Annotated in this window: 15 protein-coding genes, 1 pseudogene and 1 riboswitch; of the genes and pseudogenes, 9 read left to right on the top strand and 7 right to left on the bottom strand. The window is 39.6% G+C overall.

The genetic code is table 11. The features are described 5' to 3' along the window. Window positions 1-2: 2 nt before the first annotated feature. The 3 genes from thiM to N4627_RS04550 form a co-directional block, all read right to left on the bottom strand. Complete coding sequence (gene thiM / locus N4627_RS04540; RefSeq protein WP_003717061.1) at window positions 3-782, bottom strand: hydroxyethylthiazole kinase; 780 nt, start codon at window positions 780-782, stop codon at window positions 3-5. A 64-nt stretch (window positions 783-846) separates the two neighbouring features. Next, window positions 847-954: riboswitch (TPP riboswitch) on the bottom strand. A gap of 35 nt (window positions 955-989) precedes the next feature. Then, on the bottom strand, window positions 990-1844 hold the full coding sequence (locus tag N4627_RS04545) for a patatin-like phospholipase family protein (RefSeq protein ID WP_003717062.1): 855 nt from the start codon (window positions 1842-1844) through the stop codon (window positions 990-992). Between the two features lie 63 nt (window positions 1845-1907). Then, window positions 1908-2792, bottom strand: coding sequence for a LysR family transcriptional regulator (locus N4627_RS04550; protein ID WP_003717063.1), 885 nt, complete (start codon window positions 2790-2792; stop codon window positions 1908-1910). 99 nt (window positions 2793-2891) lie between these two features. Here N4627_RS04550 and N4627_RS04555 point away from each other — a divergent pair, with 99 nt between their 5' ends. Together N4627_RS04555 and N4627_RS04560 are read left to right on the top strand one after the other, a co-directional pair. Further along, entirely contained in the window at window positions 2892-3368 is a 477-nt protein-coding gene (locus N4627_RS04555) for a flavodoxin family protein (protein ID WP_260965063.1), read from the top strand. 114 nt (window positions 3369-3482) lie between these two features. Continuing rightward, on the top strand, window positions 3483-3899 hold the full coding sequence (locus tag N4627_RS04560; RefSeq protein ID WP_098044846.1) for a cupin domain-containing protein: 417 nt from the start codon (window positions 3483-3485) through the stop codon (window positions 3897-3899). A 120-nt stretch (window positions 3900-4019) separates the two neighbouring features. Here N4627_RS04560 and manA read toward each other — a convergent pair whose 3' ends face one another. After that, window positions 4020-4985: a mannose-6-phosphate isomerase, class I gene (gene manA / locus N4627_RS04565; RefSeq protein WP_040531179.1), complete on the bottom strand. Its 966-nt coding sequence runs from the start codon at window positions 4983-4985 to the stop codon at window positions 4020-4022. Window positions 4986-5235: 250 nt separating this feature from the next. Here manA and N4627_RS04570 point away from each other — a divergent pair, with 250 nt between their 5' ends. After that, on the top strand, window positions 5236-5730 hold the full coding sequence (locus tag N4627_RS04570) for a prolyl-tRNA synthetase associated domain-containing protein (protein WP_040531182.1): 495 nt from the start codon (window positions 5236-5238) through the stop codon (window positions 5728-5730). Between the two features lie 93 nt (window positions 5731-5823). Then, window positions 5824-6363: a flavodoxin family protein gene (locus N4627_RS04575; protein ID WP_260965064.1), complete on the top strand. Its 540-nt coding sequence runs from the start codon at window positions 5824-5826 to the stop codon at window positions 6361-6363. Between the two features lie 51 nt (window positions 6364-6414). On the opposite strand, the gene N4627_RS04580 is transcribed toward N4627_RS04575, so the two are convergent. Further along, window positions 6415-7083: a CPBP family intramembrane glutamic endopeptidase gene (locus N4627_RS04580; protein WP_098044844.1), complete on the bottom strand. Its 669-nt coding sequence runs from the start codon at window positions 7081-7083 to the stop codon at window positions 6415-6417. Window positions 7084-7167: 84 nt separating this feature from the next. Further along, a complete protein-coding gene (locus tag N4627_RS04585) occupies window positions 7168-8394 on the bottom strand; it encodes a hypothetical protein (RefSeq protein ID WP_260965065.1) in 1227 nt (408 codons plus the stop codon). Between the two features lie 52 nt (window positions 8395-8446). Between N4627_RS04585 and N4627_RS04590 the strand changes: the two genes are divergently transcribed. The 4 genes from N4627_RS04590 to N4627_RS04605 all read left to right on the top strand — a co-directional run bounded on the left by N4627_RS04590 (window position 8447) and on the right by N4627_RS04605 (window position 10826). Then, complete coding sequence (locus tag N4627_RS04590) at window positions 8447-8572, top strand: hypothetical protein (protein ID WP_260965066.1); 126 nt, start codon at window positions 8447-8449, stop codon at window positions 8570-8572. Window positions 8573-9211: 639 nt separating this feature from the next. Continuing rightward, the gene (locus tag N4627_RS04595; RefSeq protein WP_098044842.1) at window positions 9212-10216 is read left to right on the top strand and encodes an aldo/keto reductase; all 1005 of its coding nucleotides are present in this window, start codon (window positions 9212-9214) and stop codon (window positions 10214-10216) included. Between the two features lie 42 nt (window positions 10217-10258). Beyond that, window positions 10259-10528, top strand: a complete 270-nt coding sequence (locus N4627_RS04600; protein ID WP_240411495.1) for a toxin-antitoxin system — start codon at window positions 10259-10261, stop codon at window positions 10526-10528. After that, window positions 10518-10826: a type II toxin-antitoxin system RelE/ParE family toxin gene (locus tag N4627_RS04605; protein ID WP_158227452.1), complete on the top strand. Its 309-nt coding sequence runs from the start codon at window positions 10518-10520 to the stop codon at window positions 10824-10826. Before N4627_RS04600 ends, N4627_RS04605 begins: the two co-directional genes overlap by 11 nt. A gap of 204 nt (window positions 10827-11030) precedes the next feature. Here N4627_RS04605 and N4627_RS04610 read toward each other — a convergent pair whose 3' ends face one another. Then, window positions 11031-11906, bottom strand: a complete 876-nt coding sequence (locus N4627_RS04610; RefSeq protein ID WP_098044840.1) for a LysR family transcriptional regulator — start codon at window positions 11904-11906, stop codon at window positions 11031-11033. A gap of 233 nt (window positions 11907-12139) precedes the next feature. On the opposite strand from N4627_RS04610, the pseudogene N4627_RS04620 reads away from it, so the two are divergent. Beyond that, a pseudogene (locus tag N4627_RS04620) lies at window positions 12140-13116 on the top strand (alpha/beta hydrolase). Window positions 13117-13152 lie beyond the last annotated feature (36 nt).

Consider the following 13152-nt stretch of genomic DNA (forward strand, 5'->3'; position numbering starts at 1 on the left):
TATTACAATACTGAAAGAACTTCGCTGGAATTAATTGTTGCTAGTTCATCCCGGAATTTGGTTTGCCATTGACCAAAGCCGGTTGACTCTCTAGCCGCCTTGACTCCCGTGGCAGTAAAAACTTTAGTTGCTGTGCAGGCAGCTGCATAATAATCCTTGCTGACACCGAGATAAGCAGCAATAACACTAGAAAGAACATCACCGCTTCCCACATTAGTTACGAAATAACTAGTAGAAAGCAGATTAACAAAAGTATTATTGCCATCCGTTACAATATCTGATTTACCAGTAAGGGCGACAATACAATGATATTGATGAGCAACTACTTTAGCGATCTCGTGAAGATCAGCTTGTCCGCTTCCACCGTCAATTCCTCGTGAATGCCAGTTAACATTCGCTAAAGCAGCAATTTCACCAGCGTTTCCTCGAATAACAGTAAAGTGGTGATCTTGTAATAATTGTTTTGCAAAAGCTAACCGGTAATGACTAGCACCGATCGCAACCGGATCAAGCACCATTGGCTTTTGATCTTGGTTATTTTTGAGGATCGTTGTAATCTCGTTAGCCTGTTCTTCGTGAATGGTTCCTAGATTAATCGTAATTGCATCAGCTAATTTCACCATTTCTGCTGCTTCTTGTGGTGCTAGGGACATAATGGGTGAAGCACCAATCGTACTCAGTCCATCAGCTACCTTGTCTGGCGTTACCATGTTAGGGATTGTTAGAACAACCGGGTTTTGCTGACGAACTCGCTCTAGTAATTCTAGTTGTAACTTGGTCAAAATCTCACTTCCTAGAAAAAATGAGCTGCTAGTTTTTATAGTTAACTAACAGCTCTAGTTTTTAAATATTGAGTTAGCATTTTCCTTCGCAAGTACTAGCTTAACAGGTTCTCAAGGGTCCATATATCTTAATACATCTCAGTCTGGCAAACAGACACCCCTAATGCTGTTTATTAACATACTATTATAATAACATAGAAAGCGGTTTTAAGCATTAAGATAGTCAATCAAGCTTGGCAATAGTTGCCGGGCTTCTTGTTGACCGGTTTCGTATAATTTACGGATCTTTTTAACGTTACTTTCAACTCGACCAACCTTGATGGGATGTTGAGGTGCAATATTAAAGATTTGGCCTGTCCTTCTGAGGTGTTCAATTTGTGCTACTTGTTGGTTATAAACCTCTGGACGAAGGATCCCTGCTTCAGCAAACTGGGGATAATCCTTAAAATAACGGCGATATAACTGACAAACTGGTCGACTTGATGGCTTCTTTCGGTAACTAATATCACGCGTCCGGACAACGATAATTTTATCATAGCCTTGTTCTTGAGCAACATCAAAGGGAATTGAATCCGCAATTCCACCATCCAGGCAAAGCCCATCAGGAGTGGGTGCTGGATCCATCATAAACGGCATTGAACAAGAAGCGATCAAAACTTGTTTTAACTTTTCCCCCGTTAAGTCTGTAAAGAGTGCTTTTTTACCGTCTTGGAGTTTAGTTGCGACGGCAGTGAAGTGTGAAGCAGATCTTATATAGGCTCGTTCATCGAAGTTTTGCCATGAAAGTCCATGATCTTCAAACAAGTAGTTCATGTTGATTACTTGACGTTTGAAGAGCCGGGTCATGGAAATGTAATCTCGGTCATGACGGTGATCAATATTAATATTAGCTGCTCGACCGTACTGTTTAGCCACAAAATTAACACCGTTCAGCGAACCCGCGGAAACTCCAATGACACTGCTAAACTCAATGTGGTTAGCGAGGAACGTGTCACAGACACCAGCGGTATACTGTCCCCGAAAAGCGCCACCTTCAAGAACTAGTGCTGCGTTATATAGCATTGATTTCACTCCTTAGGATAATGATAATTTATTGTAAGTCGTTTATTTTATAAATTCAATCTTTCAAAATTTTTCTGTTAGATCAGCAAATTCTTGAAGAAACTTTTCCATTACGGGAGTAACGACCGTGTTTTTTCGCCATGCAAGAACGTGACCAGTCTCTTTGTGCGGTGAGAAGGGGATAAACGTTAATTCAGGATCGTGGAATGAGTTAACAATTCCTTCAATTCCCAACATATAATAGTTACCGGCTTTTAGCAGTTCGTAGGCGTTGCTTGGCAGGTTATTTGTTGCCATGATATTCAGCTTTGTTTGGTCTAATTTTAATACATCACTGATTTCATCACGGACAATATTCCGGGTAGGGGCGATTAGTGGTATTTTGTAGAGATCACTCTTAGTAATTGCTTGCTTTTTTGCTAATGGGTCAGCGCTTTTAACGATTAATCCCCATTGTTCATGAACCGGTAACTCAATAAAGTTATACTTAGCTGCTTCAACCGGCTCGATTAACACAGCAAAGTCCTCTAAACCCGAATCCAACCGTTGACGGAGCAGGTCGCCATTGCCATCGTAAAGGTTAAAGCTAACGTTCGGGTACTTTTTCTGAAAGCTGCTAACGATCTGCATTACAAATTTGGAGACCCTTGAGACAACACAGCCAATGTTAAGAACACCAGTTAATTCTTCCGCGGTATTTTGAAGTTCCTGCTTTGTTTGGTCAAGTAACGAAAGAATCGTGCTGGCACGCTGTTGAAAAAGAACTCCTTCACTAGTTAGAGCCATTCGTCGCTGCTTTCGGTCAAATAAAGTGACCCCGAGTTCTTTTTCAAGATCAATCATTTGTCGCGACAGGGTTGGCTGGGTAATGTGAAGTTGTTGTGCTGCATGGGTAATATTATTAGTTTGTGCTACAGTTAAGAAGTATTTAATTACTCTTGTATCCATAATGGGGATTCCTCGATTCAGATAGTGAATAGATAGTACTATTTTAAGCTAAAATCTGAATAACGTAAATTGATTAGTTTTCCGGAAAGGAAGATAAACATGGTACGAAATGTCTTAATTCTTTACTATTCACAGTTTGGCAATACTGCTAAGCTGGCTAGTGCGATTCACCGGCAAACAGGAGCCGATATTCTTCGCCTTCAAGTTTCCCAAGGATATTTTCCTGACGATATGGAAGAAATAGATAGAATCTTTAAATCTGATAACCAGAATGGTCGGCTTCCGCAGATTATCACTGAGTTACCAGAACTGCACTACTACGATACGATTCTAGTTGGCGGACCAGTTTGGGATGGTAAGGTGTCCTCACCGATTGTTGGCCTTTTGAGAATGATAAGGGATTATCAGGGGAAGGTGGTTCCATTTAGTACCGGTTGGAGTGATACGGGCAATTATCAAGCTAATTTTGTTGCTCATGCTGGTAAGTTAAAGATTGCTGATGGCTATCACGTTTTAACTCATACAACCCCTAAATACAGTCCAAGTTCGTTAGCGTCATGGCTTCGAAAATTATAATTCGATTTTTGAATGATTAGTCACCTATAATAAGTATTATACATAGCGATACTTTTCTTATAAGCTAAGAGTAACCAAGAAATTGAATTTTGACTTATTAAGGAGGACGTTTTTATGACGAAGAATGAAGAAACTGTAAAAAATGATATGTTTGGCTTTGGTGACAAAAATGTTGCTTTCGCGAAATACTTTATTGGAACAAGCTATCTCAATGGCTTGGTTTCTCCTGATGATAATATCGATATCAATGTCTCCAACGTTAACTTTGAACCCGGCTGCCGGAACGACTGGCACATCCACCATGATGGTTTCCAGATTCTCCTGGTAACTGCCGGGGAAGGCTGGTACCAAGAAGAAGGTAAGTCCGCTCGGAAGTTGCATCCCGGTGACGTGGTTGCAATTCACGAAGGCGTTAAGCACTGGCATGGCGCCACTAAGGACTCCTGGTTCTCCCACATTGCGATTACCAAGGGCACTAGTGAGTGGTTGGAAAAGGTCGATGACAGCTACTATGAGCAACTGGCTGACTAGGGAATATTAATATAAATTTAAGTTTGAAATTATAATTCGCAATAAAAACATGGGCTAACAGAACTAGAGATTGTTTTTCTCATTTTTGCTAGCCCATATTTTATTAAATATTAGTTAATACTATTCTACCGACTCAGAGGCGATAATCAGCATCTTACCATCCAATTGCCATTCATCAATAGTTGCCGGCATTAGAAGATGAACACCTTTCTTTAATGGGTATGTCTTACCATCAGCGGTTAGAGTCCCTTCACCATCAATAACTGACATTAAGGTGTATGACCCATGTTCATGCTTTCTTGTTAATTTACCATTTACATCCCACTTATAAACACTAAAGAATGGTGAATCAGGTTGGGTAATTAAAGTCGTTACTTCAGAATTGCCAATTTTTTCAGAGGTAATATGTAGTTCAGGTTCTTTGAATGGAACAGTAGTAACATCAATTGATTGCTTCAAGTGTAGATCACGTTTCTTGCCAGTCTTTTTGTCAACTCGATCATAATCATAAATGCGATAAGTAGTGTCCGAACTTTGTTGAGTTTCAAGGACAACGATTCCCTTATTAAGGGCGTGGAGAGTGCCTGATGGAACGTAAACAAAGTCACCAGTCTTAACAGGCTTTTTATCGAAGAGCTTTTGCCATTCATGGTTGTTAATCATTTCTTTAAGTTCTTCACGAGTCTTAGCAGTATGACCATAAGTCAGGTAGGCTCCTTCATCTGCATGGATAACGTACCAGCATTCGGTCTTGCCTAGTTCATGCTCGTGTTCTTCGGCATACGCATTATCTGGGTGGACTTGAACTGATAGGCTAGCTTCAGCATCGAGAATCTTAGTTAACAGCGGAAAAACTTTTGACTTTGGATTACCAAATACTTCTGGATGGTTGGCGTAAACATCTGGAAGCAGTTGTCCCTTGAATTCACCATTTTCAATTACATTAGGGCCGTGGGGATGTCCAGAAATTGCCCAGCATTCGCCAATTGTCCCGTCTGGAATATCGTAATTAAAATCTTCAGCTAACCGACGACCACCCCAAATCTTTTCGTGAAAGACTGGTTTTAAAAATAATGGTTCTGTCATAACTATCACTATCCTTTTTATATTTAGCGTAAAGCTCTTCAAAATAGCCAACACTTTTTATTATGCCTAATAAAGCGCTTTCTAAAGATGATTTTAGCAGTTTTAATATGAGAAAACCATCTAAATTACAGGATTTAATTAAATATAAAATATATTTTTTGTTTTAATTTGAAAATAACCTTCGTATTTAAGAAGGTATTCTTTGACCATGAAATGATATAATATAATTATTAAAATGGTGGTGATAGTTATGACTGAAGGAACGTATGAACAGGTAATTAATGAACTTGATCGACTAGGAATTAAATATGGAATGGTCGATCACCCAGCTGCTGAAACAACTGAGCAGGCAGACAAATATATTGAAGGTCATGAGGGTGTTCGGACAAAGACGATGTTTCTGAAGGGAAAGAAGAAGCATTTTTACCTAGTAATTATGGATGATCAGAAGCCAATGGATTTTAAGGAGTTCCAAGAATTAACAGGCGCCAAGCGGGTATCAATGGCGCGTCCAGATGATTTACAAGAACAACTAGGATCCCATGCTGGGGTGGTTTCACCATTTGGCTTGATGAACAGTGAGGAACATAATATCAAAGTATATTTTGATCAGGATATGTTAGCGGAAGATCCAATTTTGACTTTCCATCCGAATGTTAATACTCATACCATCTTTATTAAGACTACTGATTTAATGAAGTTTATTAAAGAACAAGGGTATGATCCGGAAATTATTGACCTATAAATATTACTTTTTTTGCATGAACTATCATTCGAATTAAGTCTTTTCCTTTTTCTTATTAACTAATTAGAATGAAGCAAGGAAGGAGAGATTCAAATGAAAAAGATTGTAGTTTTAACCGGTAGTCCTCACCATCCGGGAACATCAGAAAGGTTGGCAGACGCCTTTGTTAAAGGAGCAACTGAGGCTGGTAACGAAGTATATCGGTTTGATGCTGGACGGCGAACAAATGAATTTTCAATGATTCAACTAGAAGATAATCATCCAGGTCAAGAAATTGAAGTGGAACCAGATGACATTATTAAGCAAGAAGTGATGCCTAAGCTATTAGATGCTGACATTGTTGTTCTTGTTAGCTCGCTTTACTATTATGGTGTTAATGCTGCCCTTAAGGCGGTAATCGATCGTTTCTATAATTACAATCATGAATTACATGGCGGTAAAAAGGCAATCACTCTAGTTTCTGGCTATGGTCAGGAAGATGCTTTTGCTTCATTAAAGCTATACTTTAAGCAGTTACTTAATTACATGCGATGGGATCAAGTTGGTAGTGTCCTGGCAGCGGATTCCTGGAACGAAAAGAAGTTAGCTCAACATGCTCAGGAAGCATACGAGCTCGGTAAAAACATTCATTAAATAAGAAAACTGGAAAATCAGTCGTGTTACTAGCGATGATTTCCAGTTTTTTTAAATGCCAAATAGAATTGCGGGTAAAAATATTAAAACATCATATAGGATATGGGTGATCACCGCCGGCCAAAGACTATCGCTTTTCACCCATAGCCATGTAAAAGGAAGCCGTCCTAAACCAATTGGGACTAGCATTTGATATAGGTTCCAATCGTAAGCACGAAAATGAAGCATCCCAAATAGCAAGGAACAAATGATTGCACCGTAAATCCAAGCTTGGCGCTTATTCACTCGTTTCATTAGTAGTGAGACAAACGGCAACGTTAATGCTGCGGTGATGATTTCCTCACCAATTAAGGAGATACAAATCCAGAATAAGCGAATTAATTGAGTTGCAACCGGTCCAGAACCAGTTGCGCCATTAGTTACGGGTTGGTTTCCTAATAAATTACCGATTCCCAAGAAAATAAAGGCGATAACGTATGAGATTATTAACACCGGTATAACTAGTTTCCATGATCCTTTTTTAGGCTTCTCTAGTATTGCGGCTAAGATTCCTCGTCCATATTGAAGATAAAGTGAAATACCGCCAAAGAAAATGAAGGCAAAATAAGGCAATACTCCTGGAAGAGTAGAATCAGTTCCTAAAAGGGCACCGATTATTATGGTAACTGCTGAAAGCCAACAAATTTTAGAGAGATTTCGTGAATCCAAATAGTTAAGCATGAGCAATTCTCTTTCAAAATTTTTATCTCAATATATCGGAATCATAAATAAGTGTCAATGATTGTTTGAATATCAGTCAAGACTTTAAGAGTGATCGTTATCTAGACTTTGCCGATTAATTAAGAACACCATCATAAAGACTAGTAGGGCAACACATATAACTCGGGTCAACCAAAGTGGTTCACCCAGCGCATGGTTAGGCGTGTGAGCGTAATAAGCGTGGAGGATCTGGCGACCATGATCATTAAAGAGAAAGTTAGTAATGATCAACAGACTGATTAGGGTTATCTGGGAAATAACCGTGCCAAGGATGTTAAAGTGTTGTCTGATGAATCGATTATTCAGCGGTGGAATCGTGGAGTCATTTTGATAAAATGGCCAAGTCAAGGCATTAATGCTACTACAACAAAGACTGGTGATGAAGAGGCCTGCTAAGAAACACCAATTACTCGGAAAAAGAGAGAACAGCAGTCCAACAGCAGCTCCGGGAAAGATAATCCGCCAGCATGCGCGGTTGCGTAAGCGGGGACTCAGGAGCAATCCACCAATCGTTGCTAAGATAAACAGCCCATATGCAAGGAATAATTGCGGTGTCAGATTGAGGGTGTCAAAGTAGAAAAGGCTGTAGATTAGTAAAAAGTTGGTCGTAGCGCTTGTCCAAAAAGTCCAGAGACGCGATGACTTAAATCGGCTTTGTAGTTGGCCGAAGCCCATCAGCATAATAATCCACATTCCTAAAGTAAGGAAGGTTAGTGGAAGACTACCGGTCTGTTTCAAACCACGTGCTCCCATTGCTATTCCAAAGATTATTAGGGTGGCAATTACCGGTCGCCAATTGAATGGACCAGAGAAAGCAGACGTCCCTGGCCAAGGGGTGGGAAGCTTAATAACGAGAATAATACCGAGGACAATCATCAAGAACAGCTCACCCATAAAGGCAGCAAGCGTGAAATAACTCAGCCACATTCCCAATCCAAGGATAATTAATAAGTAAAAAATTCCAACTAAGGATGCCCGTGAATAGTGCCATGTTCCCTGTTGGTGATACTCATCTTTCAACTGTTGATAGGCGGGCTTGAGACATCCCATTCCAATGCCTAATAGGGTGGCGCCTTCTGGAAGAAGTGGTTTAAAAAATGCTAGTCCAACACCACCAAGAGCGAGACAACTACTAGTCAATAGTATCCGGTAGGGATTTTTAACGTTGCCAAACGAGCGGATTGCGTAGGGAACGGTTTTAGCCATCACATAAAAGAAAATCACCGGGAGGGCGACAACGGCTGTTCGCCCCTGCTGGATGAAGTAAAGCATGAATATAATATTGGGGAGGACGATGCTACCTAGTGTCAGAGCCTCCATATTAATGACGAGGAAATTCAATTTATCGCTCCTTTACATGGTTATTTTCTCTGTTATTGTATCATTACCGAAACTAGGTGATGAAACATTTCGTCAATACATTCGTGCACGCTCTGCTGACTTAATGTGAGCCGTGAAATAACAAGTAATATGAGGCGAGGATGAACTCAGTCTTTCTTTTTGGTTATAATAAAATTTGGTTATAATAAAAAAGGATGACATTTTATGAAAAAAGAACGGTGGTTTGTTAAGTGGGCTGCCTGGATTAATGAACGAACATTCATTAAAATCCTTCAGCGACCAATGGTTTTCTAGCCACATTTTTCGTGTTCGTCAATGGTTACCACAGATGCAGTTTTGGCGACATCTGTTTACAGACGCAACTTTGGTAACAGGTAGTGTTCTAGCGGCAAAGTATATTTGTTAAGGAATCGTAAAGCACTATACTCAGGTCATAGTTTACCGAAAAATTGGCCCAGCATTCAGCACTACCGCAAAATCGGGAAGTTCTTGACCTAATTCGCCGTTAAGTCTTAAATCGTAATAATCCAAGACAATAGAATAACCAATAAGGAAGAAGAAATAACCGGAAAAAGTTTTATTTTTCCTGGTTATTTCTTCTTTTAATGATTAGTTATTAGTTTAATGCTGACAATTGTTAGTAGATTGGTATACATTAACTGAATACATAGCTATCTGCTATAAGTATTTAACATCATTATTGACAGCCTCTATACTGATAATTAATAAAGTGAGAGGAGTGCCTGAGATGAAGTACAGTTATATTCCAGAAACAGACATCAAGATTTCCAAGTTAGCGGTCGGCGGGATGAGTTTTGGGATTCCCGCGGTTAAAACTTATCGGTGGATTTTAGACGAGGATCAAACTGATAAGATGGTGCAGCATGCGCTTGATTTAGGGATCAATTTTTTCGATACAGCAAATGTCTATGGTGCAGGGACTAGTGAAGAATTTATTGGAAAATCATTAAAGAAGCACCAAATCCCGCGGGAGCAAGTAGCAATTGCCAGCAAGGTGTATTTTAATGATGGACGATTGTCAAAGGAAGCAATCAATCGTGAAATTGATGGAACTTTGAAGCGTTTAGGCACTGACTACCTTGACCTATATATCATTCACCGATTTGATTATGATCACCCAATTGAAGAAACAATGGCAGCACTTAATAACCTTATTGAAGAAGGAAAAGTTCGTGCGATTGGTGCGTCTGCAATGTATGGCTACCAGTTCCAAAACATGCAACACATTGCGGAGAAAAACGGCTGGCACCAATTTGTGGCAATGGAGAACCACTATAACTTGCTTTACCGCGAAGATGAACGTGAGCTAATTCCGATTTGTAAACAAGATGGGGTAATGTTAATGCCATATAGTCCACTGGCTGGTGGTCACCTTGCGCGGTCAACCTGGGATAGTTCATCGAAGCGTAGTCAAGTTGATACTTCAGCTCGTTCTAAGTATGATCATGACGAACAACAAGACTTACCGATTATTAAACGGGTGGCAAAATTAGCGGAAAAGCATAATGTTAAGATGTCACAGATTGCCCTTGCTTGGCAGTGGGCGAAGGGCGTTACTGCACCAATTATTGGCGCCACTAAAAAGCAATATTTAGATGATGCTGCCAAGGCCGTTGAGATCGAATTAACACCAGATGAAGTGGCATATTTGGAAGAACCATACACCGCTCACGAAATCGTCGGTGCTCTTGATAAAAATCCAGATGGTCTGTTGCCTAAGGATGTAAAGTAAAGTCTCACATATAATTATGTTATAATTATATGTGAGGTGGGTATGATGAGATATAAAACTGTTAAGGCACGAAGGCAGGGTACTTCACTGACTTTAACTGTCCCCGCTCAGTTTAAGGTCTGTGAAAATGCATTATTTGAACCACAACTATTAGACGATGGGACAATTCAGTATCGTCCTATTGCAAATTCGGCTGATATAGAACATGATCGAAAAATGATTGAGCAATCATTTGAGTCTGATAAGCTACTTACTGAAGAAGATATGAAGCAGCGCTTTGGAAAATATGGTTGGGGACAAGATGAAGATTAAATATACCAGTCACTTTGCCACTTCATTAGATCAAATTATTTCATATTGGCAAACCCAGCTAAAATTATCACCAGAAAAGATCGATCAATTTACGTTTCATATTGATAAAAAGATTAGGTTATTGAAAGATTTTCCAAGACTTGGTCAAGATGTTACTAATTTGTATGGCTTTACTGAACAGACATATCGACTTTTGATTGGCAGTAGTTATGGAATCTTTTATCGAATTAATTCAAAGAAAAATATAATTATCGTTGGTGCTATTTTTGGCACATCAGAAATGAAAGTCAAATTTTAATTATTTTCTATATCGAACAAATAAGGTTCGTAGCAGTTAATGCCACGAACCCTATTTTGTTAGGTTGTTAATAATTTGCTGTTGAACTATCTCAAGATCATTATCAACTGCAAGGATATTAAAGAGCTTTGTCTGGAAAATATAAGCCATCACAGGACCAACAATCAACCTCAGTAGCTGGACCGGAGTATTTATATTGTTATTCTAGTCTAATGATGCCAATAAACGTTGGGTAAATAACTTAGCCACTTTAGACTGGGTGACATTCTTTTTCCAAATAATGTTTGTTGATTCAGAAATAGATGGTGAAAGCGGCCGGAAGGTGAGTTCGCTGTTGTTTGAAGTGTTGAGGAGGTTATCGAAAGTAAGGATGTAGGCACTCCCTTGTTTAACCATTAACTCCGCATTAAAAACTAACGTGTAAGTACCGATAATGTTAATTTCTTTTCCTACGTTACCCCACCAATCTTGGAAGCGGTGTTTATCAAGAGCTTGCTCGGATACCAGAAGCGGAAGACCAATAAGATCAGCGGACCCAATAACATTTTTTTGAGCAAGGGGATCGTCTTTTTGCATGGCTAATCCCCACCGATCAGTTTCCGGTAATTGAAGATGATGGTAGCTGTCAAGACTACGGTGAGCCATTAAGACCGCAAAATCAATGGTACCGTGTTTTAATGCAGTTTCCATTTCATCAGCATTTCCGCTAACTAGCCGAATTTTAACATCAGGATAGTCCTGAATAATCCCGCTTAGTACTTCCATGATTCGCTGCATTCCAATACTTTCGCCAGCACCAATTGAGAGCGTTCCAGTAACAACTTGTTCCTTTTGGATATTAGTGGCTGTTTGATCCGCAAGTTGAATAATTTCTTTTGCCCGGGCTTGGAGATACTCGCCTTCGTCTGTTAAAGTAATTTGCCGATGCCCACGGATAAATAATTTGACACTAAGTTCACTTTCTAAATCTGCTAGTTGCTTTGATAATGTCGGTTGAGATACTAGTAGTTCTCGAGCAGCTTTGGTGATATTTCGTTGTTGGGCAACAGCGAGAAAATAACGTAAAACCCGAAGTTCCATATGATCCTCTCCCATAACTAAAAGCTATTTTTAACCATATTATATAAGTATTTCACATCATAGCAAAGAGAAAATATAATAAAGACAGTTAACTATATAAAAATTGGTGGAAACGTAATTATTTTGCCGAATGTTCATATTGGAACTGATGCAGTAATTAGTGCTGGGTCAATTATTACTCACGATATTCCAGCAAGAGAAAATATTTCATACGTATACAAGGAGAGATAACAATGCAAGAATTACATTTAACTCAAGAATGGGATAAGGTATTTCCTAAAAGCGATCAAGTTGATCACAAAAAAGTAAATTTTACTAACCACTTTGGTATTACTTTAGCAGCAGACCAATACACACCGAAGAACTACGAAGGCAAGTTACCGGCGCATTGGCAGTGGCTGGACCTTTCGGGGCAGTGAAGGAACAGTCTAGTGGCTTGTATGCTCAAACGATGGCGGAACGGGGATACTTGACAATTGCCTTTGATCCTTCCTTTACTGGTGAAAGTGGTGGAGATGTGCGTGATGTCTTCTCACTAGATATCAACACTGAAGACTATCAAGCAGTAGTCGACTATTTGAGTAACTTAGATCATGTTGATCCAGAAAAGATTGGCATTATCGGGATTTGTGGTTGGGGAGGAATTTCCCTGAATGCTGCCGCCATTGATCCCCGGATTAAGGCGACTGCTGCGGTAACGATGTATGATATGCCACGTGTCGGCTCATGGGGCTACTTCGATCAGGGAACCGCGGAAAAACGTTATGCAAGCAAAAAACAAATTGCTGAGCAACGGACCAAAGAATATGGTAAAAAGGATTTAGCTAAAGCCGGTGGTTGCTATGATTACCCAGCTCCTGATGATCAACCAGATTTTGTTAAGCAATACAGTGCATACTACAAGACTAAACGTGGCTATCACAAGCGTTCCGTCAACTCCAATGAAGGTTGGGTCTTGCAGAGTCAGCCAGCTTGGATGAATACTAAGATCTTAGTTCATCCTGAAGACCTTAAGAATGCAGTTTTGATTGTTCATGGTGAAAAAGCCCACTCACGCTACATGGGTGAAGATACCTTTAAGAAATTAAAGGGTGACAACAAGGAATTAGTGATTGTGCCTAGCGCAACCCATACTGATTTATACGATGGTGGCAATCATAGCTACATTCCGTTTGATAAGATTGATAGTTTCTTTAAGAAGAACTTATAGTAACAATTAGCAAAAACCGAAGCATCCTAGAATTGC

The sequence above is a fragment of the Limosilactobacillus vaginalis genome (assembly GCF_025311515.1).
GTDB lineage: Bacteria > Bacillota > Bacilli > Lactobacillales > Lactobacillaceae > Limosilactobacillus > Limosilactobacillus vaginalis.